General features: G+C 61.1%; 22 protein-coding genes. 7 read left to right on the top strand and 15 right to left on the bottom strand.

All coding sequences use genetic code 11. The features are described from left to right. Position 1 precedes the first annotated feature (1 nt). The 4 genes from KXD86_RS09105 to KXD86_RS09090 form a co-directional block, all read right to left on the bottom strand. The gene (locus KXD86_RS09105) at positions 2 to 928 is read right to left on the bottom strand and encodes an esterase/lipase family protein (protein WP_218635711.1); all 927 of its coding nucleotides are present in this window, start codon (positions 926 to 928) and stop codon (positions 2 to 4) included. Positions 929 to 1072: 144 nt separating this feature from the next. Next, positions 1073 to 1387 carry a DUF3301 domain-containing protein gene (locus tag KXD86_RS09100; RefSeq protein ID WP_218635710.1) on the bottom strand — a complete coding sequence of 105 codons (315 nt, stop codon included), beginning with the start codon at positions 1385 to 1387 and terminating at the stop codon, positions 1073 to 1075. Positions 1388 to 1500: 113 nt separating this feature from the next. Next, the gene (locus KXD86_RS09095) at positions 1501 to 4539 is read right to left on the bottom strand and encodes an efflux RND transporter permease subunit (RefSeq protein WP_218635709.1); all 3039 of its coding nucleotides are present in this window, start codon (positions 4537 to 4539) and stop codon (positions 1501 to 1503) included. Next, a complete protein-coding gene (locus KXD86_RS09090; protein WP_218635708.1) occupies positions 4539 to 5642 on the bottom strand; it encodes an efflux RND transporter periplasmic adaptor subunit in 1104 nt (367 codons plus the stop codon). The genes KXD86_RS09095 and KXD86_RS09090 overlap by 1 nt, the downstream gene beginning before the upstream one ends. A gap of 217 nt (positions 5643 to 5859) precedes the next feature. On the opposite strand from KXD86_RS09090, the gene KXD86_RS09085 reads away from it, so the two are divergent. Next, positions 5860 to 6354 carry a DnaJ domain-containing protein gene (locus tag KXD86_RS09085; RefSeq protein WP_218635707.1) on the top strand — a complete coding sequence of 165 codons (495 nt, stop codon included), beginning with the start codon at positions 5860 to 5862 and terminating at the stop codon, positions 6352 to 6354. Between the two features lie 3 nt (positions 6355 to 6357). Here the strand turns inward: KXD86_RS09085 and KXD86_RS09080 are convergent, their stop codons facing one another. Continuing rightward, the gene (locus KXD86_RS09080; protein ID WP_228739359.1) at positions 6358 to 7170 is read right to left on the bottom strand and encodes a secretin N-terminal domain-containing protein; all 813 of its coding nucleotides are present in this window, start codon (positions 7168 to 7170) and stop codon (positions 6358 to 6360) included. Positions 7171 to 7530: 360 nt separating this feature from the next. On the opposite strand from KXD86_RS09080, the gene KXD86_RS09075 reads away from it, so the two are divergent. Next, positions 7531 to 8604, top strand: a complete 1074-nt coding sequence (locus tag KXD86_RS09075) for a 3-deoxy-7-phosphoheptulonate synthase (RefSeq protein ID WP_446685653.1) — start codon at positions 7531 to 7533, stop codon at positions 8602 to 8604. Here the strand turns inward: KXD86_RS09075 and KXD86_RS09070 are convergent. Next, entirely contained in the window at positions 8549 to 9220 is a 672-nt protein-coding gene (locus KXD86_RS09070; RefSeq protein WP_218635705.1) for a LysE family translocator, read from the bottom strand. The two genes, KXD86_RS09075 and KXD86_RS09070, sit on opposite strands and share 56 nt — an antisense overlap. 180 nt (positions 9221 to 9400) lie before the next feature. Here KXD86_RS09070 and KXD86_RS09065 point away from each other — a divergent pair, with 180 nt between their 5' ends. Together KXD86_RS09065 and KXD86_RS09060 are read left to right on the top strand one after the other, a co-directional pair. Next, positions 9401 to 10855: a dihydrolipoyl dehydrogenase gene (locus tag KXD86_RS09065; RefSeq protein ID WP_218635704.1), complete on the top strand. Its 1455-nt coding sequence runs from the start codon at positions 9401 to 9403 to the stop codon at positions 10853 to 10855. A gap of 282 nt (positions 10856 to 11137) precedes the next feature. Beyond that, positions 11138 to 11611 (top strand): Dps family protein, encoded by a 474-nt coding sequence (locus tag KXD86_RS09060; protein WP_218635703.1) that lies wholly within the window; start codon positions 11138 to 11140, stop codon positions 11609 to 11611. A 70-nt stretch (positions 11612 to 11681) separates the two neighbouring features. On the opposite strand, the gene KXD86_RS09055 is transcribed toward KXD86_RS09060, so the two are convergent. From KXD86_RS09055 to KXD86_RS09025, 7 genes are all read right to left on the bottom strand, one after another. Further along, entirely contained in the window at positions 11682 to 12842 is a 1161-nt protein-coding gene (locus KXD86_RS09055) for an NAD(P)/FAD-dependent oxidoreductase (protein ID WP_218635702.1), read from the bottom strand. Next, positions 12842 to 14155, bottom strand: coding sequence for an SAM-dependent methyltransferase (locus KXD86_RS09050; protein ID WP_218635701.1), 1314 nt, complete (start codon positions 14153 to 14155; stop codon positions 12842 to 12844). The genes KXD86_RS09055 and KXD86_RS09050 overlap by 1 nt, the downstream gene beginning before the upstream one ends. 232 nt (positions 14156 to 14387) lie before the next feature. Continuing rightward, positions 14388 to 15683, bottom strand: a complete 1296-nt coding sequence (locus tag KXD86_RS09045) for a TRAP transporter large permease (protein WP_218635700.1) — start codon at positions 15681 to 15683, stop codon at positions 14388 to 14390. Further along, positions 15680 to 16225 (bottom strand): TRAP transporter small permease subunit, encoded by a 546-nt coding sequence (locus KXD86_RS09040; RefSeq protein WP_218635699.1) that lies wholly within the window; start codon positions 16223 to 16225, stop codon positions 15680 to 15682. The genes KXD86_RS09045 and KXD86_RS09040 overlap by 4 nt, the downstream gene beginning before the upstream one ends. A 100-nt stretch (positions 16226 to 16325) precedes the next feature. Then, the gene (locus tag KXD86_RS09035) at positions 16326 to 17402 is read right to left on the bottom strand and encodes a TRAP transporter substrate-binding protein (RefSeq protein ID WP_218635698.1); all 1077 of its coding nucleotides are present in this window, start codon (positions 17400 to 17402) and stop codon (positions 16326 to 16328) included. A 144-nt stretch (positions 17403 to 17546) separates the two neighbouring features. Next, a complete protein-coding gene (locus KXD86_RS09030) occupies positions 17547 to 18005 on the bottom strand; it encodes an ATPase (protein WP_218635697.1) in 459 nt (152 codons plus the stop codon). Between the two features lie 55 nt (positions 18006 to 18060). Then, on the bottom strand, positions 18061 to 19161 hold the full coding sequence (locus KXD86_RS09025) for an acyltransferase family protein (RefSeq protein WP_218635696.1): 1101 nt from the start codon (positions 19159 to 19161) through the stop codon (positions 18061 to 18063). A 151-nt stretch (positions 19162 to 19312) separates the two neighbouring features. Here KXD86_RS09025 and KXD86_RS09020 point away from each other — a divergent pair, with 151 nt between their 5' ends. Beyond that, a complete protein-coding gene (locus KXD86_RS09020; RefSeq protein WP_218635695.1) occupies positions 19313 to 20380 on the top strand; it encodes a beta-N-acetylglucosaminidase domain-containing protein in 1068 nt (355 codons plus the stop codon). 9 nt (positions 20381 to 20389) lie between these two features. Here KXD86_RS09020 and KXD86_RS09015 read toward each other — a convergent pair whose 3' ends face one another. Then, positions 20390 to 21100, bottom strand: a complete 711-nt coding sequence (locus KXD86_RS09015) for an SIMPL domain-containing protein (RefSeq protein WP_218635694.1) — start codon at positions 21098 to 21100, stop codon at positions 20390 to 20392. 103 nt (positions 21101 to 21203) lie between these two features. Here KXD86_RS09015 and KXD86_RS09010 point away from each other — a divergent pair, with 103 nt between their 5' ends. Beyond that, entirely contained in the window at positions 21204 to 21731 is a 528-nt protein-coding gene (locus KXD86_RS09010; protein ID WP_312846267.1) for a macro domain-containing protein, read from the top strand. Here the strand turns inward: KXD86_RS09010 and KXD86_RS09005 are convergent. Beyond that, positions 21700 to 22629, bottom strand: coding sequence for a ChaN family lipoprotein (locus KXD86_RS09005; protein ID WP_218635692.1), 930 nt, complete (start codon positions 22627 to 22629; stop codon positions 21700 to 21702). The two genes, KXD86_RS09010 and KXD86_RS09005, sit on opposite strands and share 32 nt — an antisense overlap. A gap of 184 nt (positions 22630 to 22813) precedes the next feature. Between KXD86_RS09005 and dauA the strand changes: the two genes are divergently transcribed. Next, positions 22814 to 24538 carry a C4-dicarboxylic acid transporter DauA gene (dauA, locus tag KXD86_RS09000; RefSeq protein ID WP_218635691.1) on the top strand — a complete coding sequence of 575 codons (1725 nt, stop codon included), beginning with the start codon at positions 22814 to 22816 and terminating at the stop codon, positions 24536 to 24538. Positions 24539 to 24560 lie beyond the last annotated feature (22 nt).

The following is a 24560-nucleotide window of genomic DNA, read 5'->3' as shown; positions in this document are numbered from 1 at the left end:
CTCACAGACCGCGGTTTTTCAGGCGGTTGGCCTGCGAGCGATACAGCGAGACCGGGTTGGTCCACAGCGAGCGGGCACCAAACAGGTGGTTGATGGCATCCACGTGGTTCATGACGTAGTGGGTCCCGATTACGTTGCCCATCTTGGTGGAGCAGACGCCCACCAATCCGTCGTTGGGCTCGCTGCCGAACGCCAGGGAGGTGATGCCCAGGAACGGATCGGAAACGTCGAGCACGTTGGTCCAGACGGCGCGGCCGGTCCAGGAAAAGAACTTGATACGGTTGCCGTTGATCCAGACGTTCTCATCGGTGCCCGAGCAGGACGAGCGGTTGACGCCTTTCCAGCCGAGGGCGTCGTTCAGGGCCGTTGTGCCCCGCGTGGTCAGGGTTTCCAGTGCGGCCACGCCGTCCTGCGGGTTGCTGGAGCCGGACAGAGCGTTCACCAGATCGCCCAGAGCGTTGGCAATGGTCTGCGCGCCGCCTTCAACGTAGCTGCCCGGCGGGATGATTCCACGCACGACGTCGGCCACTTTTGAACCCTTGTTGACGCCATCGATCGAGGTGATGGAGGCAATCTTGTGGGGAATGAGCGACGCCGTCACCCGGGACGTGGGTGCGCCCTGGCTGTGGGCCATCAGGTTGACCTTGGAGTGGCCCAGGCCGTTGACGTAGTTGGCCAGTTGCTGGCCCCGCTGTTCACTGCTGTTGACGAAGGAAACGCTGGCGGAATAGACCTTTGCGCCGCTGCGTTCCAGGTTCCAGGGGATGGTGTGAAAGTAGTTGACCAGACCACCGATGGTATTGAAACCGGTGACACCGTGGACCAGTACGATCGGGTAGCGGGTCTGGGTGTAGCTGGCGTGGGTAAGGAATGAGGCTGACAGCATGACAAGCCCCAGCGCGATGGCTGCGGTAGTTCTTAAACGCATGATTGACTCCTGTTGTTTTTGTAGGGGCCGCTTCAATGGCGGCCTTAGGTCGTTAATGCGTTGCCGATTATTCGCCCGAAAGCTCGGGCGAGGAATCGCCCATTTGGGGGAGGTGATGGGGAGAGGGTGAGGGTAGAGGAACGATCAGGAAAAGCGGTGGGGTTCCAGTTCCATGTGCAGGATGCGCTGGCCGAGCATGATCACGCGGCCGGTGTAGCGCTCCTCGCCCGTGGCGGTGAAGTCAAACAGGAACCGGCGCCAGACCCTAATCCGGCCCTGGGGGTCCCGTTTGAACCAGAGCCCGCGAAGGTACACGGCGTCGTCCAGCAGCATGACGTTCATGGTCTTGCAGTAGCGGCGGGCTGCCTGAAGCACGAAGTCCTTGATGGCCTTGGCGCGCCACCAGTACCACACGGCGAAGGTGGCCAAAAACAGCCAGAAGAGGGTTCCCAGGGTCACGGTTTGGTGATCTTTTCCGGTTAATGGCGAAATGGAGTGACAGACTACCCTAATCGGCGGGCAGGGGAAATTGTGCCCGGCTCACCGCTGGGTGGCCGGGCGGCGGGCGCCGGTCAGTGACCGGCCTTGTTGTGATCGCGGGCCAGCAGGATATAGAACGCCGGCAGCACGAAGATGGTGAAAAGGGTGCCGATGCCCAGACCGGCACTGATGGTCAGGCCGATGGCGAAGCGGCTTTCGGCACCCGGCCCGATGGCAATCAGCAGGGGCACCATGGCGAAGATCAGCGCCAGCGAGGTCATGATGATCGGGCGCAGGCGGATGGCCGCTGCTTCGATCACGGCCTTGACCTTGTCCAGGCCCCGTTCGACCTGAAGTTGATTCGCGAACTCTACGATCAGGATCCCGTTTTTGGAGACCACGCCGATCAGGGTGATCAGCCCCACCTGGGTGTAGATGTTCATGCTGGCGAAGCCAAGCACGATGAACGCCATTGCACCGGCCACCGACATGGGCACCGACACCAGGATGATGAAGGGATCACGCCAGCTTTCGAACTGGGCAGCCAGCACCAGGTAGATCACCAGCAGGGACAGGAAGAAGGTGAGCACCAGGGCACTGCCCTGGGTCGCCAACTGCCGGCTCTGACCGGTGTAATCGTAGCTGAACCCCTGCGGGAGCACCTCCCCGGCGGCCTGTTCCATGAAATCCATCGCGGTGCCGGCCGCTACGCCGGGCATCACTACGCCCTGGAGGGTCAGTGAGTTCTGCTGGTTGAACTGGGTTCGATTGGACGGTTCCACATCGTTGCTGAAACTCACCACTCCGCCCAGGGGGACCAGCTCGCCGGTATCGGCGCGGATGTAGTAATCGTTCAGGGCCTGAGCGTCCAGACGGAACTGCTGGTCCACCTGCGGAATGACCTGGTAGGAGCGGCCCTCCATGCTGAAGCGGTTGATGTAACCGCCGCCCAGCATGCTGGAGAGCGCCTGACCGACGTCCTGCATGGACAGGCCGAGGTCAGCCACCCGATCCCGATCCACGTTGATCCGGGTAATCGGTCGGTCAAAGTTGATCGACTTCTGCAGGAACATGAAGTTGCCGCTGCCCATGGCCTTGCCCAACAGTTCGTCTGCGACCTGGTCCAGTTGCTCGTAGCTGCTGCCGGTGGTGATCACGAACTGGAACGGCAGGCCGCCACCGGAACCTGGCAGCGAGGGCCTGGGGAACACAGCGGTCTGGAGTCCGGTCACGTTCTTGAGTTCGGCGTCCAGCTTTGGCTGTACGTCAAACTGGGAGATCTCCCGCTGGCTCCAGGGGGCCAGTTTGAAACCGCCGAAGACCGCATTCGGCCCGGTAAAACCGATGATCATGAAATCTTCCTCGTACCCGGGCAGCTTAGACATCCGTTCCTGGATTTCGTCGCCGTGCTCCTGCAGGTAATCGAGGGTGGCGGTCTGGGGGCCGAGGCCCTGATAGAACAGGATGCCCTGGTCCTCAGTCGGTGCCAGCTCGTTCTGGCTCATCATGGCCATAAAGTAAATGGAACCGAGTACGACCACCGCGAAGAAGACGACCACGGACTTGGTCTCCATCAGCGAGCTGAGCGCTCGCTTGTAGCCATTGGACAGACCGTCGAAGCTCCGTTCGACCAGGCTTTCGAACCGCCCCGGATTCCCGTGGGGCTTCAGCACCAGGCCCGACAGCATGGGGGAGAGGGTCAGCGCGACGACACCGGAAATGACCACGGCGCCAGCCAGGGTGAAGGCGAACTCGGTAAACAGCGAGCCAACCAGGCCGCCCATGAAGCCAATGGGCGCGTACACGGCCACCAGCGTGGTGGTCATGGCGATAATCGGTACCGCCATTTCCCGGGCGCCCTTGATGGCAGCATCGAACCGGGACTCGCCCTGTTCGATGTGACGGTGCACGTTCTCGACCACGATGATGGCATCGTCCACCACCAGGCCGATCGCCAGCACCATCGACAGCAGGGTCAGCAGGTTCAGGGAGAATCCGAACATCAGCATGATGAAAGCGCCACCGACCAGCGACAGTGGCACCGCCACGGAGGGGACGATGGAGGCGCGAATCGACCCGAGGCACAGGAAGACCACGACCAATACGATCACCAGCGCCTCCAGCAGGGTCTTGATGACCTCGTTGATGGAGTCTTCAATGAAGTCCGAGGCGTCATAGGCCAGCCGGACGTTCAGGCCCGAGGGCAACTGGCTCTCGATGTCCGGAAGGGCATCTTTCACCAGGCCGGCCACGGTCAGCGGGTTGGCGCCCGGTGCCAGTTCAATGGCCACGTAGGTCGCCGGATCGCCCTTGTAGAGCGCGAGCTGATCGTACGACTCGGAGCCCAGTTCCACCCGGGCGATGTCCTGCAGGCGAATCTGGGTGCTGCCGGACTGTTTTACCACCAGGTTGCGGAACTGGTCGGGATCGGCGACATCGGTGTCGCTGGTCATGCTGATCTCGGTGTACTGGCCCTTGGTGTTGCCGACCGCCGCCTGGTAATTGTTGGCACGCAGCTTGGCGACCACTTCCGGCGGCGTCATATCAACCGCTGCCAGTCGCTCCGGATCCAGCCATACCCGGAGCGCGAATCGCCGGCCAATCAGTTCCGCTTTACCGACGCCCGGCAGCGCCTGCAACTTGGGTTGCACCACCCGGGTCAGGTAATCGGAGATCTGGGGCACCTCCAGTTCGCTGCTGTAGAAAGCGATGTACATCAGCGCCGTGGAGTCCCCGGTCGTGGAGGTGATGACAGGGTCCTGAGCTTCTGCCGGCAGCACGTTGCGCTGGCTGGCAACCTTGGCCTGGATCTCGGCCAGTGCCGCATTGGCGTCGTAGTTGAGCACCATCTTGGCTTCGATGGTGGACGTGCCCTGGGAGCTGGTGGAGGTCAGGTAATCGATACCACTGGCCTCGGCAATGGCCTGTTGCAGCGGTGTGGTGATGAAGCCCTTGATCAGGTCGGAACTGGCGCCGGGATACGCCGTGGTCACGGTGACCGTGGTGCTTTCCAGCTCGGGGTACTGACGGATCTCCATCTCCATGGCGGCCCGGGCACCGAGCAGCAGGATCAGGAGGCTGACCACCGTCGCCAATACGGGGCGGTGAATAAAAATATCGGTAAATCGCATTATTCAGACGCCTCCTGCGATTCGCCGGACTCGTCCTGAATCTGCACCGGCTGACCGGCCCGAAGCCTCAGCAAGCCCTTGGACACCACGGTCTCGCCTTCGCCCAGACCGGCCAGGATGGCAACCCGGCTGTCGCGGGTTTCGCCGGTGGTGACGGTGCGGCGGGTGACAACCTGGGTTCCCTCGTCGTTCTTGCCGACGACGAAGACGAAGTCGCCATAGGTGTTATAGGAAACCGCAGTGCGAGGCACGGTCACCACTTCGTTGTCCCTGGGCTGGCGGGTCATCACCGTCGCGAACATGCCGGGGCGAAGCAGGTTCTCGTTGTTGTCGAGTGTAGCGCGGATCCGTACGGTGCGGGTTTCCGGATTGACGGACGTATTGATGGCGCTGACCGTGCCCTCGAAGGTCTGGTCGGGTACCGCGGCCACAGTTGCAAGCACCGGATAGCCCGTGGCTACGTCAGGAAGATGCTTTTCCGACAGGGTGTAGTCCACGTAGATCGGATCCAGCATGTTAATCTCGACAATGGGGGTGCCGGTGGCAATGTACTCGCCCTGATCCACCATGCGGATACCGAGCCGGCCGTCAAACGGGGCCCGGATGATCTTCTTGCTCAGCTGGGCTTCGGCTTCGTTCACCCGGGCGCGGGCGGCATCGAAATTGGCCTTGGCTTCGTCGTACTGGGACTGGGATACGGCGCGCTTGGGCAGGAGGTCGGAAACCCGCTTGAACTCCTGTTCGGCGAGCTGGGCCTCGGCCCGACGGGTGCGAAGTGCCGCCTCATCAATCGCGGAATCGATGCGGATCAGCACGTCACCTTTCTTGACGGTGTCGCCGGATTCGAAATTGATGGTCTCAATGACGCCGGGTACTTCGTTGGCGACTTCGATGCCGTTGACGGCTTCGATACTGCCCACGGCCTTGATGGCGGGTGTCCAGAGTTCCTTCTCCGCCTGAACGGCGGAAATCTGGGCGGGTGGTTGCGGCTGCCCCATCATTTCCTGCATCTGACCAAACTGGTAGAACTTGTATCCAAAAATGCCGCCAAGGACGACGCCGAGGAAAATGATAACGATCACGAAGCGAGAGGCAGTGCGCATAATTCGGTTCCTGGGAATCGGGCGTTATAGGTAATCCATAAAACATAGCATCCTATAAAAAACCGATGGGGCTTGTCACCGGTTTGTCAGTACTTCCGCGTAGTCTATTCAGATAGTTGCGTCGATCTGGCCCCGTCGGGCGGATCGCGGACGATGCTGGTATTGTCACTCAGGTAAGTGACAGAATTACGAACCGACATTCTTGAAGGATCAGCCCATGCAGTGGATTCTCGGCCTCGCTCTGGCGGCTGCCGTTTTTGTGATTCTTAAAAAGTGGGGCGCCCTGACGCCCGAGAAGCAGAAATCGGCCATCTGGAAGATTGCCCTGTTGGCGGGTGGGGCGCTGCTGGTGTTCATGGTGCTGACCGGTCGCGTGCATGTGCTGACGGCAGCGGTAGCCGCGCTGATTCCTCTGCTCCGCAAACTGCCGGCTGCGTTGAAGTATGTCCCGCTTTTTCGCCAACATCTTGGGCCGGGCGCTGCCGACGGTGGCCGTGAAGGCCAACACCGGGCCACCACCGCCGATGGCAGTATGTCGGAGCGGGAAGCCTGCGAGGTACTGGGCGTGGCGGCTGAATGCACGGAGGAGGAGATCGTCGCCGCCCACCGGCGACTGATCCAGAAACTGCATCCGGACCGGGGCGGCAACGATTACCTGGCCGCCAAGATCAACGAAGCCAAGAGCATCCTGCTTCGTCGCTACCGGTCCTGAGGCTCAGGGCAGGATGTCGACCTTGACCTCAAAGCTCCTGTTCTCGCTCCGGCTACTGCTGACACCGTAGGTAATTCCGGAACGCTGGCTGTTGGCGTCGGTGGAGGTGCTGCCGAGCGACACCCATTGCCCCGGCTCCACCCGTCGTACCGTGACCAACGCCTCGGTTTCGTACCCGGGCAGGGACGCTGGGTCCTCCTCGAAGGATACGATATTCAGCTCGATGGCATGGTCGGAAATGACCTGGGGGCTCACCAGGAATCCGCTCCGGGTTTCGACCTGTTGCAGAATGGCGGCGGGGTTACGCCCGCCCTGGATGGCAAACGGCAGGGTGCGGACCTGACCCGACGTCACGTGGGCCGACTGGCCATCCTGCACGATGAGGCTTCGCTGGCGGGCATTGCTGGTGCTGGTGACCTTGCGCTCAACGTTCACGTTGAGCCGGTCCTCCGAGCCGGAGAAACCTGCGCCGGAGCGCTTGCCGCCGATGTCTTCCGTGGATCGGACACTGATGCGCAGCTGCACGGCCGCCACGTCCAGGGTACCAATGAGCATGCCGATTTCATCGATCAGTTGTTCATCCCCACGGACCACCACCTGCTGCCCCCTTGCGGTCACAGTCAGTGACGTGTCCTGGTAGAGCGACCGGATCTGGTTGGCGACATCGCTGGCGGGCCGGTTGCGAAGCTCGAAGACCCGGGCCTGGGATTGCGCCAGGGCGCTCGTGGATAACAGGCACAAGGAAACAAGCAGCGTTATCGCTGCGGTCAGGGGACCGGCGCGTCGTCGGAGGTAGGAGGGCATTACTGTTGTCATTTCTGCTCCTGACCCCGCCACCGACTTGAAAAAGTCGGGCCAATGGGGTTGCCAAGTTGAAAACGGGGGGTATATATTGAAAAGCATGAAGACGACACATGCGACCTGTCAATTGAATGTTCTGCAAGCTTTCGGTGAGAAATCGAAGGCGGCAGGCGTTGCTGTGTTTTCTTGGTGGTTTGGTTATGGCTTTTATTTTAGCCAGAGCCCGGGCCGCCCGTAAGATCTTCATCGACCGAACAACGAGGAAGGCAGCCCGGCAGAAACCCAGGCTGCCACCGGACTCAAAAAGCCCCGACTGGTAGCCCAGCCGGGGCTTTTTTGATTCTGATACAGGGAAATAGGAACGCTGATATGAACATGCCGCCTAGTACTGACGCACTTGAGGGGAACGAAGCCCTGACCGGTGCTGAGCCGCTGAGCCAGGCCTCACTGCAGCCACGCCAGGAAGTCGCTTTGCCGACCCCCTCCGCACTCCGTCAGCAGCTGCCGGTTGATGCCGCACTGACCCGACGGATTGCCGGTCAAAGGGAGGCGATTCGTCGAGTCTTGAGGGGAGAGGATGACCGAACCCTGATCGTAATGGGGCCGTGTTCCATTCACGATGAAGTCGCAGCACTGGAATACGGGGAAAAACTGAAAACCCTGGCGGATGCGGTGAGTGATCGTTTCCTCGTTGTCATGCGGGCGTACCTGGAGAAGCCGCGTACCACCGTGGGCTGGAAGGGGCTGCTCTATGACCCTGAGCGCACCGGTTCCGGGGACCTGAATGCCGGCCTGGTGCGTTCCCGGCGGTTGCTGCTCAACCTCTCCCAAATGGGCCTGCCGCTGGCGACCGAGGCGCTCAGCCCGTTTGCGATGGACTATCTGGGCGATCTGGTGAGCTGGACGGCTATTGGCGCCCGCACCACCGAATCGCAGGTTCATCGGGAGCTGGTCAGTGGCCTGCCCATGCCGGTCGGATTCAAGAACGGAACGGATGGGAGTGTTGGGGTGGCCACCAACGCGATGAAATCCGCCGCCCACCCACATCATCACATGGGGGTCTCCATCGACGGCGCGCCGGTGATGATAACCACCGCGGGTAATCCGGATACCCACCTGGTGTTGCGCGGAGGCCGTGGCGTGACCAATTACGATGCCGACAGTATTGCAGCGGCCGTGCAGTCGCTGGAGGGTGCCGGGCTGTCAACGGCGATCATGGTCGATTGCAGCCACGACAACGCCCGGAAACAGGCCGAACGCCAGTTGGACATTGCCCGGCAGGTGATGGCCCAGCGCCAGGCCGGCAATTCCCATGTCCGGGGCCTGATGCTGGAAAGCTTCCTTGAGCCGGGCCGGCAGGACGACGGCGATGACCTGGTTTACGGCTGCTCCATCACCGATCCGTGCCTGGGCTGGGACCAGACGGAGGCTCTGATCCGCTCACTGTAGAAAGCAGCAGTTGACCGGCCAGAAGCAGCAGGACACCGCCCATCATGCGGTCAAGCCAGTGCCCGAACCGGCTGAACCCCCGGCGGACCTGGGGCAGGGTAAAGAACACGGCGACCAGGGCGAACCACAGGGCAGTCGCCACGGCCATGTAGATACCGTAACCGGCCTGCAGCCCGATGGGCGTGCCGGGGTCGATCACCACGGAGAACAGCGAGACGAAGAACAGCGTGGCCTTAGGATTCAGCGCGTTGGTCAGGAAGCCGAGTCGCAGCGCGGCGAAGCCGGACTGTGCCTGTCCGGGGCCAGACTCGACATAGACGCCGGTGGCGCGAGAACGGAGGCACTGCACGGCAATCCAGGTCAGATAGAGGGCGCCGACCACCTTGAGGACGTTGAACAGCCACACCGATTGCTGAATGACCAGGCCGATGCCCAGCAGTGAATAGGCAACGTGCAGCAGAATGCCCAGGCCGATGCCAACGGCGGTAAGAAGGGCCTTGTTCCGGCTCTGGCTGAGCGCCTGCCTGAGCATTACCGCAAAATCCGGCCCCGGGCTGGCAACCGCCAGCAAATGCACCAGGGCCACGGTGAGAAATTCCGGCCAATAGCTTTGCACGTCTCGATCCCCTGATCGTCTGGTTTGCAAACGCACAGCTTAAGCCAATTCACCGATGATTTCTCCTCCGCCCGACGGCAATCCTTCCTGTTGCCCTCAGCCGTTACTTCTATACTGGTCAATGGTGATAAGCCTACCTCGATCCGTCACGCTGACGGGCGGTTGCATGGAGATGCCAGTATGGATAAGCGAGTCGTCGACGTAGCCATCATTGGAGTCGGTACTGCCGGTATGGTGGCGTACCAGCGCGTCCGAAAAGCCACCGACCGGATCTTGCTGATTGAAGCGAACCGGTACGGAACCACCTGTGCCAGGGTCGGGTGCATGCCGAGCAAGTTGCTGATTGCCGCCGCTGATCGTGCCCACCAGATGGAGACGGCGCCCCTGTTTGGCGTGTCGGCGGGTGGTGTCGGTATCGATGGCAAGGCCGTCATGAAGCGGGTTCGTCAGGAACGGGACCGCTTTGTTGCGTCGGTGGTGGAGTCAGTCGACCGGTTTCCCGATGCGCATCGCCTGTTCGGGCATGCCCGATTCGCCGGCCCCAAACGACTGATGGTGGAAGTGGGCAATGGCGAAGAGCAGGAAGTTCGGGCTGAACGCATCATCATTGCCACCGGCTCCCGCCCGAATATCCCCGCCTTCCTGAAGGAGGCCAAGGACCGGCTGGTGGTGAACGATGATCTGTTCGAGTGGCAGACACTGCCGGAATCGGTGGCCGTCTTCGGCCCCGGCGTCATCGGCCTTGAATTGGGCCAGGCCCTGAGCCGTCTGGGGGTTCGGGTCAGGATGTTCGGGGTGGGCGGTGCCATCGGATCCATCCGGGATGAATCGATCCGGCAGTGTGCGCTGGCAACCTTCAATCGGGAGTTTCCGCTGGATCCGGATGCCGATGTACGGACGATCGAGCGCACCGGCGAGGGGGTCCGGGTAGCCTTCCGCGATCCGGAGCGGGGTGTGGTGTCCGAGACGTTTGATTACCTGCTCGCGGCAACCGGCCGGCGTCCCAACGTGGATGGCCTCGACATCCAGAACGCCGACATTGAACTGGATGACCGTGGCATGCCCGTTTTCGATCCCCATACCCTCCGGTGCGGTGACAGTCATATCTTCATTGCCGGTGATGCCAACAACGCCCTGCCTCTGTTGCACGAAGCGGCGGATGAAGGCCGTATCGCCGGGGATAATGCCGCCACCTACCCGGACGTTCGGGCGGGTCTTCGCCGGACGCCGCTTGCGGTGGTGTTCACCGACCCCCAGATTGCCTCGGTGGGCCTGACCATTGATGAAGTGAATGAGCGATGCCGGGGGTGCTTCTCGGTGGGAGAGGTCTCATTCGAGGATCAGGGCAGGAGCCGTATTATCGGTCAGAACCGGGGGCTGTTGCGGGTTTACGGCGAGCATGGCAGCGGATTGTTGATGGGCGCCGAAATGTTCGGACCGGCCGCCGAGCACCTCGCTCATCTGCTGGCGTGGTCGGTGCAACGCCGGCTGACGGTCAGTGAGGTTCTGGACATGCCGTTTTACCACCCGGTCATCGAAGAAGGCTTGCGCACAGCCTTGAAACAGCTCAATCGCAACCTCAGTCTTGGCCCTGAGCCGGCTGAAGGTTGCACCGATTGTGGGCCGGGCGTCTAGAGGCCCACAACTCTGCGTTGGCGTGACTATTCAGGAACAGTTACAGGGTGCTCATGGCCCACTCCGTGTCGGGTTGGTGCTTCCGTGAGTAAACGCCAGTTGCGAATCATTGTTAAATAAATTGGGGGGAAGATCGTTGATGGTGATCATCGATTGCCATCAATATTTAGAAATCCATATTGTTAAACTATCGAGTGGATTGGCGAACTTCACTTTCCCCAGATCGGTGGCCGTCTTAGAGTGGCGCCATAGACATTCCAATCACCGTCAAGGAGATACGAGATGGGTAAGAACTTTATTGGACTGGACACGGAAAAAACCGAAAAGCTGGCAGCGTCGCTGAACGATCTGCTGGCCAACTACCAGATCTTTTACATGAACGTGCGTGGTTACCATTGGAACATCAAGGGCGACAACTTTTTCGAACTGCACGTGAAGTTTGAAGAGCTCTATGATGATCTTCTGCTCAAGATTGACGAGATTGCCGAGCGGGTGTTGACACTGGGCCACCGCCCGGCCCACGCCTACAGCACCTACATCGAGAAGTCGGAAGTGCCGGAACGCAAAGACGTTTCCGACGGCCGCGAGGCGATGGAAAACATCGTCGAGAGCTTCGCCAAGCTGATCGGTAAACAGCGCGAGCTGCTGAGCCTTGCGGGCGATGCCGAGGACGAGGGCACAGTGGCCCTGATGAGCGACTACATCTCGCAACAGGAAAAAACGGTCTGGATGTACCGCAGTTACCTGGGCCATTGAGGCCGCAGAGACTGAGAAAGGGCGCCGTGACGGCGCCCTTTTTTGATGTCCAGCCCGCTGCGGTGAGTGGCTAGAGCGCCGATGTTACAGAGCCGGTCGCCGCGTGGTCGAAGCGCAGGTCAAGCGGCGGCACCTGTTGATGAAGGAACCACTTTTCGGTGACCACCTTGCGCGTGAACCATTGGGAGCGCATCAGGGTGCTGGCCAGTGGCATCTTGACCCAATCCGGTACCTGCCACCCCTGGTCCAGGTCCGTGGCGCGATTACCAAAACGTTCGGCAATGGCATCGCCGTACACCTGCAGGGACGATGCCGAATAGTCGGCCGCATGGCGTATGACGTCCGCCGCCATCAGTGCGGACTCGACCGCCGGCCGGATGCCCTCGCCACTCTGGGTGTAGGCCAGCCCTGCGGAGTCGCCAATCAGCAGTACGCCGTCATCCACCAGAGGTCGTTCGGCGTGAGCATACAGCAGGTAGGCGTGGCCCTTGAACCGGCCGGGCAGATCCTCTGGAATGCGTCCGGCGTCTTTCATGTCCTGAACGAAAGCCTCAAGGTGCTCGGTCAGCTTGTGATTGTCCTCCCGTCCGAGCCCGATGTTCAGGAAATTGCCCTTGCGGAACACCCAGGCATAGCCCTTGAGGTCTCGACAGAACCAGAGTTCCGGCGTGTCGCCCCGAGCCTTGCAGACGTCCGCCTGTTCCGGAGTCATCTCGAACTCCACTTCCTTGGCCGCGACCACGGTTTCGTGGCTTCCGGGCCCTTCGCCGAGCAACCGTGCCACTGGGCAGAAGTGGCCTCCGGCGCCCACAACCAGTGGTGCCTCCCAGGTATCGTTGATCCGCCAGTTGCCGGCCCTGCGGACAATACTCTTCACCGGCGTCGCCAGGATTTTCGGCACCTCGACCCGGTCCAGGAGGTAGGCGTCGAACTCGCAACGGCGGATGCCATAGCTGACCACTTCGTGGTGATCGTTCTCCACCGGCGGTTGCCCCATCATGCCAATGCGAAAGCGTCGGATCGGCTGAAGTGTCCGGCCCCGGCTGTACTCGTCCTTGTCCACGTGCAGGGTGTCCAACACCGCCGGTGTCACCCAGCCGGCGCAGGTCTTGTCCCGGGGGAAATTCTGCTTGTCGATGATCAAAATGCGCTTGCCGCTGTCCTGCAGGCTATGGGCGAGCGTGGAGCCGGCCGGACCGGCGCCGACGATGATCAGGTCGTAGTACTCCATCAGACGTCCTCCGGCGCGGCGGGTTGGGCGTAGAGGTCCTGTCGACTCTGGGGCAGGTCGTTGTTCTCACCGTGGGTGAACACGACCTGGAACAGTTGCAGGGAACCGGCACGGAAGGCGGCGATGGAACCCGCGAGGTACATCCGCCAGGCACGGGTAAAGTGCTCGTCGTACTGGTCTGACACGGCGTCCTGATTCTGGTCGAATCGTTCCATCCAGTGGGTCAGGGTCTGCGCGTAATGCAGTCGGAGGTTCTCGACATCCAGAACCGAAAAATCACCGTGCTCGCAGATGGTCATGAACTCGCCGATGCTTGGCGGGTAGGCGCCGGGGAAGATCCGCTTCTCGATCCAGGCATTCATCAGCATGGGGCGGTTGCGCCCGATGCTGTGGAGCAGGGCAATACCGTTGGGCTTGAGACTGCGTTTGATCAGCTCGGACAGGGCCGGATAGTTGTCCTTGCCCACGTGCTCAAGCATGCCGATCGAAACAAAGGCATCGTATTGACCCTCGATGTTGCGGTAGTCGTCCTCCACGTAATCGATCAGGTGATCCAGCTGCTGCCGGCGGGCTTCCTCCCGGGCGTAGGCGAGCTGTTCCCGCGATATGTTGTAGGAGTGGACTTTGACGCCATAATGGCGAGCCATGTAGCGGGCCAGGCCGCCCCAGCCACAACCTGCCTCCACCACCGTCATGCCGGGCTTCAGCCGCAGCTTGCGGCACACATGCTCCAGTTTGGCGAGCTGGGCCTGCTCCAGGGTCAGGTCGGGTCGCTCGTAATAGGCGCAGGTGTACTGCATTTCGGCCTGGTCCAGCCACAGCCGGTAGAACTCGTTCCCCAGGTCGTAATGGTGATGGATGTTCTCCTTCGCTTCCGAGATCCCGGTTGACCTCGGATTGTGGTTACGCCACAGCGCATCGAGCCATTTCGGCCAGGTCTGTCGCGCCGCATGAACCGATCGGTACAGGGTCTCCATCAGGTCCGGCAACTCGCCCTCGACTTCCAGCCGTCCGGCACTGTACAGGTCGCCGAACGCCAGATTGGGGTTGGCCACCAGTGAATAGAGCGCCTTGGGATCCGACAGGTGCAGCACATATTTCGCTTCCTGGCCCTGTGGCTCGATCACATCCCCGTTCCACAGCCGGAATCGAATCGGAGGCGAGCCGGCCATTCGCATCAGTTTCGCGATGAGCCAGCGCTCGTAATTGTGGGGTTGCCGGTCAGTCTGCGCTGCTTCCAATGGCAAAGTCAGCACGTGCGGCTTGTGTTCGCGGCCCGTCTGCTCGGTTTTCTGGGCAGTACTCTGAGTCATGGATCCTGTTCTCCCTTCTTGCCTTGCCTCAACGTCACTGTCTGGATGACGACTTTTCGTGGGGGCATCTCCCAACTACCGATCTGAGAATCGCCGGTTCTGTTTCTCAGTATAGGAAACGTTCAGGTTTTGTCAGGTTGGGCGGAGATTTGGGGAAATTGTCGAGAGTAGGCGGATTTTTGAGAAAGCGGGACAGAAAAAAAACCGGGCTCGAAAGCCCGGTTTCTATCGATCAGTAGCTGGCGCTCATCCCGAACCACTCGGGGAAGATGACGATCATCGCCAGAACCAGGATCTGGATCAGTATGAAGGGAATGATGCCGCGATAGATATCCACGGTCTGCACCTCCGGCGGCGCCACACCTTTCAGGTAGAACAGGGAGAACCCGAAGGGTGGGGTCAGGAAGCTGGTCTGCAGGTTCATGGCGATCAGGATGGCGAACCAGAGCATGTTGATGCCCATGGCCTCGGCCACCGGTGCCAGGATCGGTACGATGATGAAGGAAATCTCCACGAAATCGATGAAGAAGCCCAGGATCAGGATGACCAGCATCGACAGGATGATGAAGCCCCATTCGTCGCCGGGCAGGGCATGCAGCCAGTCTTCCAGCAGGTAATCGCCGCCGGTGTAGCTGAACACCATGGAGAACGCGGTCGCGCCGATCAGGATGGCGAAGACCATCGCGGTGACCTTGACGGTGTCCTTGGCGCTGTCCCAGATCATCTGGAACGAGAACTGCCGGTAGATCAGGGCAAGAATGACGGCACCGACACCACCGAGTGCGGAGGATTCGGTCGGGGTGGCGATGCCGCTGAAGATGGAGCCGAGTACCACAATGATCAGTGCCAGCGGTGGAATGATGGCCAGCAGGGCCGAGATGATTTCCTGCTTGCGCGAGCGGGTCGGATCTTCCGGCATGGCCGGTGCGGTTTCCGGCTTGAGTCGGGTCAGGACCAGAATGTAGATGATGTACAGGCTGATCAGCACCACGCCTGGCCATACCGCAGCCTTGAACAGATCGCCCACCGGCAGCCCGATAACGTCGCCGAGGATGATCAGGATGATGGAGGGGGGAACAATCTGCCCAAGGGTGCCGGACGCACAGATGGTGCCCGTACTCAGGCGCTTGTCGTACTTGTGCGCCAGCATGACCGGCAGGGAGATCAGACCCATGGCCACCACACTGGCGCCCACCACACCGGTGGACGCGGCGAGCAGGGCACCCACGAGGATCGTGGAGATGGCCAGGCCGCCGGGCAGACCGCCGAAGAGGCGGCCCATGGAGGTGAGCAGCTGCTCAGCCAGCCGGGTGCGTTGCAGGACAACCCCCATGAAGATGAACAGCGGCACGGCCATCAACACGGTATTCTGCATGACGCTCATGATGCGGAACGGCATGAACGCAAACAGGTCCATGCCCTCGGCGTAGATGCCGAAAAACAGCGCAACGCCACCGAAGGTGAAGGCGACCGGGAAACCCAGCATCAGCATCAGCATCGCGACGCCGAACATAATCATGCCGATCATGCCAAACCTCCCGCGCTGTGCTCGCCTGTGTAGCTCTTCTCGCCCGACAGCACTCGGATGGCGTGGGTGACCATGCCGATGCCGCTGGTGGCAATGAAGAATGCGGTGATCGGTATGACCGACTTGATGAGGTAGCGGTGGGGCAGGCCGCCCGGATCGCCACTGCCTTCACCCATGTTGTAGGAATCCAGCGCAAAGCTGTAACCGTAGGTGCCGATCAGGTAGGCAAAGGGAATGACAAAGATAACGGCGCCGACAATGTTGACCCAGGCCTTCGCCTTGTTGTTCCAGTTGGTGTAGAAAACGTCGACGCGAACATGGCCGTCCGAGCGCAGTGCGTAGGGGATACCAAACAGGAACACGATGGAATACAGATGCCACTCCATCTCCTGCAGGCCAATCGACACTTCGTTGAACGCGTAGCGGGAAACCACGTTGTAAAACACGTTGGCTGCCATCAGTATCATCGCGATACAGGCGACCCACCCACAAAGATTGGACAAGCGAGCGAGGCCCTCGTCCAGTTTGATAATCCACCGCATTGATAATCCTCCGCCAACCGGGTTGACGTTTTTTCAGCTGCTATAAACGACAAAACCGGGACCCTCAGAGAGCGATCCCGGCTCCGTACTGGCCGTTATCTTACTCGACTTCGGCCATTGTGTTGAGGTAAGCGCGCTCGGAAATATCCGTGTAGGCGCGGCTCATCTCCAGGTAGTTTTCCTGAGACTCGACAATCTTGCTGGCGAGTTCATCACCTGCAGCGGCTTCATTCAGAAGCTTCTGGTTGGCCTCATACATGGCGTGGAAAACTTCCTTCGGGAACGTCTTGATCTGCACGTCCGGATGCTCTTCCTTGATGCTGGCCCAGGCCTTGGCGTTTTCGTGCTGGGATTCGATCAGCATGTCATAGGCCGCAGTACGCATGGAGATGCGCAGGATTTCCTGCAGGTCGGCGGGCAGTTTCTCCCAGACCTTCTTGTTGACCAGGAACTGCAGCTCGGTCGCCGGCTCGTGCCAGCCGGTGTAGTAGTAGTCAGCAATCTGCTGGAAACCCAGACGCAGATCCAGAGCCGGGCCTACCCACTCAGCCGCGTCGATGGTGTTACGCTCAAGCGCGGTGTACAGCTCGCCCGGGGCGATGTTGGTCGGGCTGACGCCAACCTCGGCGAACACCTCGCCGGCAAAGCCCGGAATCCGCATCTTCAGGCCCTGCAGGTCATCCACAGATTTGATTTCCTTGCGGAACCAGCCGCCCATCTGGATGCCGGTGTTGCCGCCCGGGAAGGACATCAGGTTGTGCGGCTCATACACTTCCTGCATCAGGTCCATGCCGTCGCCGTAGTAGAACCAGGCGTATTGCTCCAGCGCCGTCATGCCGAACGGCATGCTGGTGAAGAACAGGGTGTTGGGAACCTTGCCTTTCCAGTAGTAGGAGGCAGAGTGGCCCATGTCGTACTGGCCGGCCTTGACCATGTCGAACACACCGAACGGTGCCTTATGCTTGTTGGCGGAATCGATGCGGATGCGCAGACGGCCATCGGACATCTTCTCAGCCATGGCGGCCATGTTCTTGGTGGCATCGCCAAAGATCGGGAAATTGGGGCCCCAGGTTTCTGCGAGACGGAGAGTGAACGTTTCCTGTGCGAGCGCCTGTGTGGCGGCAAAGGTAGTTGCCACAGCCAGCACAGCCGCGGAAAGAACAGAACGGATCTTCATTGCTCTTCTATCCTCTTATCGTTTTTGTATGTAGAGCGCCTTCCTTTGGGAAGGGTCAACTCGTAACGGTAGTTCAAGTTAACAATTATCGTTAGGAAACGGAATGAAAAACCCGGTCGCCTACGACGTAGGTCGTAGGCCTGTCTACACGTCGTCCATGCGCCCAATCTGGCGCGCCAGACGCATGGCCTCATGCTCCTCCAGCGACCTGAGATCCTCCAGCAAGGTCTTGGCCTCGGGTATCTCTGCCTTGCCAATCAGTGCGTCGTAGAGGTCCATGACCTGATCGTGGAAATCAAAAATCTCCCGCTCGATACCTTCGAAATCCAGGTCCGCGTAGTGGGTATCGCAGGTTCGATGGGACTTGATCGGTTTGTGATTGGCGTAGTCATACAGGCGGGTTTTCATGGCCTTGGAGTCGGCCTGTTTTTCAAATTCGGCAACCGCCTGTTCCAGCTTGGCTTCGTGACTGCTGACGTAATCGAGCAACGCGCTTGCCCGCTCATCGGCATTCAGGGCTGCCGACTGATGAAGGCTTTGGGCCAGATAGGCGTGGAGCTGGCGGGTCCAGTCGATGAGGTCCTCGAACGTCTTGATTTCCATGGCAAACTCCTTGGTGCGGGTTTGTCGTTTCCCGGGGATTTGTCTTTCAGTCTAGTCAAGAATCGGCCCGGTCGCGTTGGGTTGAAACCGTCACCACGCCATCAAGCCGGGACGCCGGGGCAGGGACGGAACGCGTTTCGGCTTTGTTTCGCCACGCCCTGAACCTCGCGAGCGTCGGCCTCTCCACCGTATAGTGAATGAGGCTGGCCAGGGTCAGAGCGGTCGTCAGTGCCAATACCACGCCCAGCCAGCCCGGGAGCCCGGCCTCATAACTCCAGCCAATCACCCCGTAGCCGATGTTCTGGTGCACCAGGTAGAGGCTGTAGGACAGGCTGCCCAGCCAAAGCATCGGACGATTGGACAGCCAGTTCAGGCGCCCGGCGACGGCCAGGGCAAATACCCCGAAGCACGCGAGCACGAAGAGGCTGTAAGGCAGCTTGTAGGCAATCAATCCGTGACCAATGCTCAGGGCCAGCATGGCATTGTCGAACCTCGATCCCCCGCCGTCGCGGTGCCGGCGGTAAATCAGCATGCCGGCAACGAACAGCGGTGCATACTTTACAAACAGCAGGTCCTTGACGAAAAACTCCAGCGCCGGCGGAATCTGTTTCCACCAAAGCACGCCGGCGTAGCTGATGATCACCCAAACGGCCAGGGCCAGGCGCAGTTGCGACCACCGGCGCAAGCCGAAAAACAGGAGCGCCATCCAACTGTAGAAGGTGACCTCCACCACCAGGCTCCAATAGGCCCCATCGACGTGGGCCTTGCCCAGGTACTCATGAAGCAGGGTGGTGTTCAGGATCGCGACTTCCAGGGGCACCGCCCGGCTCTCCGGACCGAGCCAGTGCACGGACAGGAACGTCAGCGCGATGGCGGCCCAGAGCGCAGGCAGCAGACGCACGGCGCGGGCCAGACCAAACCAACCGGCGCTGCTGGTCCGTTCCAGGGTCATGAAGATGACGAAGCCGCTCAGGATAAAGAACAGGTGGACGCCGTACCGGCCAAAGAGCAGAGTGGTAGTGACGGCCTCCGGCAGGTCAAATCCGTGCCCAAAGAGATTGTCGTAGTAGGGCAGGTAATGAAACAGAACCACTGCCAGGGCGGCCAGGCCGCGTAGGGCATCAAGGCTGGCTAATCTGCTCGGTGATGAGGCCATGAGTCGCTTCCTGTTTAATGAAGCTATAATAGCCTGCTTTGCGGGACGACAATACGGTTTGAGACTACCGTTGGCTTGCGGCGCCTATACGATGTGTTAATTGATGACGCGCCCGGAGTCCGGCTCAGGAACAACGCAAGGAGTTGCTGTAATGACCACCCCATTGGGCATTATTGAAGGGTTTTATGGGCCCCTTTGGAACTGGCAGGAGCGCCGTCAACTGGTGCGGTCACTGGCCCCCCATGGCTACCGGTTCTATCTGTATGCGCCCAAGGCGGACGCCTTCCTGCGACGCCGTTGGCAGGAGCCGCATCCGCCTGCGCTTGCGGCGGAACTGGCAGAGTTCGGTCGTTTCTGCCGGGCCGAGGGTGTCCGCTTCGGCATTGGCTTGAGCCCGTTCGAAGTCTTCAACCACTTTAACGATCAGGCCCGCGATGCCCTGGCCGCCAAGCTGAACTGGCTGGACCGGATTGGCATCGATGAGCTGGCGATCCTGTTCGACGACATGCGCTCGGGTACGCCGGAACTGGCCCAGACCCAGGCCGATATCGTGCATTGGGTCCGGGATAGAACCTCGGCAAGCCGGATCAGTGTCTGCCCCAGCTATTACTCGGACGATCCGGTTCTGGATCGGGTCTTCGGTCAGCGTCCGGTCGATTACCTGGCGACCCTGGGGCGCAAGCTCGATCATTCCGTGAATGTTTTCTGGACCGGTGAGGAAGTCTGCTCGAGGGAGATCTCGCCGGGCCACCTGAAACGGGTCGGCGACCTGCTGGGGCGTAAGCCCGTGTTGTGGGACAACTATCCGGTCAATGATGGTGACCGGATGTCCCGGCATCTGCACCTGCGGGGCTTTACCGGCAGGCCGGCGGCGAACGCCGCCCACCTGACCGGACACGGGATCAATCCGGCGTTACAGCCGACACTGACGGCCATTCCGGCCATAACCCTGGCGGAATCCTATCGGCTGGGGCCCGAGTACCAGTATGGTCAGGCGTTCCGACACGCGGCGCGGGAGATCCTGGGGCGTGAGCTGGCGGAGCAGATACACGCCGATCTGCTGGTGTTGCAGGATGCCGGGCTGGGCCGCATCGGGGATGAGAAACGGCAAGGTCTGTTGCGAACCTACGATGCCTTCGACCACCCGGCGGCCAATGAAATCCTGCGCTGGCTGATGGGGGACTATCAGGTCACCGACGAAATGGTGGCCACTCAGTAGGCCGGATTCTCACTTGAGATAGTACTCGACGGTGGACACCACCCGGACCGTCTTGACCGGTTGCTGCCCTTCCAGGATGCCCGGGGCCTGGTCCCGGGCCAGAATCTGGAACACGCCCTGATTGGCCCGGCGTAAACCGGCCAGTTCTGCATCGGCATCCTGGGCGAACTGCGCGGCCGCCTCTCTGGCCGAGGCCGTGGCCTCGGCGATCATGTCCGGTTTGATGGCGTTGAGCCCATTGAACAGGTAGGTGGGGCCGGCCGGCCCGTAGTCTGACGACAGGATCACCCCGGAATCCACCAGTTCGCTCACGCCCTGGGCGGCGCGCTGGATCTTGGCGATGTCGTTGCTGCGCACCATCAGGGTTTGATTGATGATGAACTTCTGCTCGTTATTCGTGCCCTGGTAGGGGGTGGCCCGGGTGTCAGTGACGTCCAGCCGCTGGAGTTCGACAGCACCTTGATCGATGGCCTGGAGCTTCAGGAACGCCATAATGGCTTCCCGGCTCTGGCGGGCAAGATCCTGGGCCTCGGTCAGGGTGGTGCCGGTCGCGACAAAGCGAATCGGCCAGAGCGCCAGGTCTGCGTTCACCTCCCGCTCGGCGACGCCTTTGACGGTGACGTAACGGTCGCCGGTTCGCAGTTGGGTCAGTCCGTCGGCTATCAGTGACGCGGAAACGATGGCGCCGATGGCAAGAATCAGGGCGACGATAACCTTCATGTCGGTTTCCTTGTGTTGCGGGACCCGGGAGGCGGGGAGTGCTGCTATCCTTGAATCAGGGTTCAGACTAGCGCCTTGTGGCGGAGTCGAAAAGGGGGAGGTCGTGGTTAAGGTTGAAATTGTTCGGGGCAACATCGCCTCGCAGCCGGACATCGATGCCGTGGTCAATGCCGCCAACACCCGGCTGATGCCGGGCAGTGGCGTGGCCGGTGCCATTCACAGTGCCGCCGGCCCGGGGCTTGCCGAAGAATGCCAGGCGCTGGCGCCCATCGCGCCGGGTCAGGCGGTGATCACTTCCGGGCACCGGTTGCCAAATCGGTACGTCATTCATTGCCTGGGGCCAGTGTACGGAGTGGACGAGCCATCTGATCAGTTGCTGGGCGACTGCTACCGCAACGCGTTGATGCTGGCGGACCAGCACCAGCTGAGTTCGTTGGCGTTTCCCGCCATCTCAACGGGCGTGTTTGGCTACCCGGTGGACCAAGCCGCCGACGTGGCGTTCGCGGCGATTGCCGCGATGGTGCCGACACTCCGTTCCGTCCAGCGCATCCGGTTAGTGCTGTTCAGTGCACCGGATTACGCGGTGTTCGAGGCGGCACTCAATCGCAGCGGGTTGGCGTCGACTGACTGAACCGGGCGGTCATGGCTGCCCGTTCCCGGTCGGGGTCGCGAAACTCCGTTGGCAACGGTTGTATGAAGTACAGAAAGTCCCCGAGCCGACGGTGTTTTGCGGTCATCGGAGGCGCCTGGCCGTCGGGCCAGAACACCGGCGTGATCACGGCAACGGATAGGTCCGGCGCGCGCTGTTCCAGCATCGCGACGGTACCCAGGCGTTCCTCGCTGTGGAAGGTGCCCGTGATGTGAAGAATCTGATGGTCGGGATAGGCCTGGACCGCGTCCAGAATTCGCGTAGCCATGGTGTTATCCCGCAGAAGTTGGGCCTGATAGGTCCTCTGCATGCGCTCGTTCACGGTCGGATCGGCGTCCCCGTGGCTGCCGGAGATGGCGGCGACAAACTTCTCCTGGTAGGCGGGCGTGTCGGCAAAGGGAACCCGGGGTAACTGGTTTCGACGCTCAGCGCTGAGGGTATCGAGGTAGTCCGGTCCCTGGCGTCCGACGCAGCGCACGATTCCGGCCGGGGCATTGGCCGCGAGCACGGGAATGTCGTGTGTTCGCGCAAATTCCACCAGAGGTCGATAAGACGCCCGGTAGTTGTCCCAGGCGTCGGCGTCTTCGATGAGTTCGGTTTCACCCATCTGCCCCGCCAGGTAACGGTTCAGCGCCTCCTGGTGATCCAGTTCGAATTGTTCCATGGTCAGCACCTGCTCCGGACGTTGCCGGTAGAGGGCGGTCTGCAGTCGTGACTGCAGCAGGTGGGAGCCGTGGTGGCCGTGATACTCGCCCACTACAACCACATCGACACCGGACAGATGCCGCGCCAGGGCTGTCACATCCAGCTGGTTGCCGGTGGCGGCCTCGACAATGCGTGCGTCATACTGGGTGTCGGGCGGTTCCAGTGAAGGGGTCATACTTGAGCAACCACCAAGACCGATCAGGGCCATCAATAACAGGGAACGCGTTCGTAGGTTCATGCCAGCAGTATACGAAAAGTCCGCGTGTTTGGTTGTGGTTTGCGGCCGCTCCCCCGGGCGATCCCGTGGCGACGGTCGCAAGATGAGGTAGAATCCGTCGTTTATCCTAGGCGAACCTATCATGTCTCACCGAGCCCATTTGTTCTCCCTCCGCTTAGCCCATGCTTTTCGAGAGGCTTGCCTGGACGAGCGGTACGGCGGGCAGAGACTGCTGCGGGATATCTTGGCGGGCCTGACGGTGGGCATCATCGCCATTCCTCTGGCCATGGCCCTGGCGATCGCCAGCGGCGTTGCCCCCCAATACGGGCTTTACACCGCGATTGTCGCCGGGTTTGTGATTGCCCTGACTGGGGGTAGCCGGTTCAGCATCTCCGGACCGACCGCCGCCTTCGTGGTGATTCTGTATCCGATTGCCCAGCAGTATGGCCTCGGCGGCCTGCTGCTGGCGACGCTGATGTCGGGCGTGCTGCTGGTCATCATGGCGCTGATGCGCCTGGGCCGGTTCATCGAATACATTCCGGAGTCGGTGACCCTCGGATTTACCGGTGGCATTGCCGTGGTCATAGCCACCCTGCAGGTACCGGACTTGTTTGGCCTGTCGCTGGCCGGCCTGCCGGAACCCTATTGGGAAAAGCTGTCGGTACTGGTACAGGGACTGCCAACCCTGGATGCCATGAGTACGCTGGTTGCCGGGGCAACGCTTGCCGTGATGCTGCTCTGGCCCCGGCTGAAAACGCCGGTACCGGCGCACCTGCCGGCCGTGGTCATCGGCAGCTTGCTGGCGCTGCTGCTCAACGCCGGTGGCGCCGCCATCGACACAATCGGATCACGGTTCGGCTATCTGTTGCCGGACGGTTCCATGGGCGCGGGCATCCCCCCGTTTTTGCCGGAGCTGGCCTGGCCCTGGCATCGGCCCGATGCAGTGGGTGAGCCGCTTGGGCTCTCCTGGTCCATGGTCCGGGAGTTGCTGCCGTCGGCGTTTGCCATCGCGATGCTGGGGGCCATCGAATCCTTGCTGTGTGCGGTCGTGCTCGATGGCATGACCGGCCGCCGCCACAGCGCCAACAGCGAACTCCTGGGTCAGGGTATTGGCAACCTGGTCACCCCGTTTTTTGGTGGCATTACCGCTACGGCGGCGATTGCACGTTCGGCCGCCAACTATCGTGCTGGGGCCGAGTCGCCGGTGTCCGCCATGGTGCACTCCCTGGTGATCCTGCTGGCGCTGATTTCCCTCGCGGGTATTTTGGCCTACCTGCCGATGCCGGCCATGGCCGCCTTGTTGGTGATCGTGGCCTGGAACATGAGCGAGGCACCGAAGGCGATCCACCTCCTGAAAACCGCGCCCCGCAGCGACATCCTGGTGTTTCTGACCTGTTTCCTGCTGACCGTGATCCTGGACATGGTCATTGCCATCACAACCGGCGTCCTGCTGGCCGCGGTGCTGTTCATGCGTGAGATGGCCCTGATGACCCGGGTCACCGACATCACCGACAGCCGGCGGGTTGCTGGCGCGTGCCTGCCCGATGGCTGGCGGGTGTTCAAGATCAACGGGCCGCTGTTCTTTGCGGCGGCAGACCGGGTTTTCGGGGAATTGGCATCGCTGTCACGGGAGGCCCGTGGCTTCATCCTGTACATGGACGGGGTCACGGTCCTCGATGCCGGCGGGCTGTCTGCGCTGAACAAGCTGATCAACGTCTGCCAACGGGATGGCACAGCCGTGGTGATTGCCGACCTCCAGTACCAACCCCTGAAGGCCCTCGCCCGGGCCGGTGTAAAGCCCATCGACGGTGTCAGCCAGTTCTGCCCGTCACTGGACGAGGCCCTGACCTCAGTGCGGAACCGATAGTTGCTATAATTATTCGGGAAAT

The organism is Marinobacter arenosus (assembly GCF_019264345.1).
Taxonomy (GTDB): domain Bacteria; phylum Pseudomonadota; class Gammaproteobacteria; order Pseudomonadales; family Oleiphilaceae; genus Marinobacter; species Marinobacter arenosus.
Note: the sequence above shows the minus strand (reverse complement) of the source record. Positions and strands in the feature narration are given on the sequence as shown.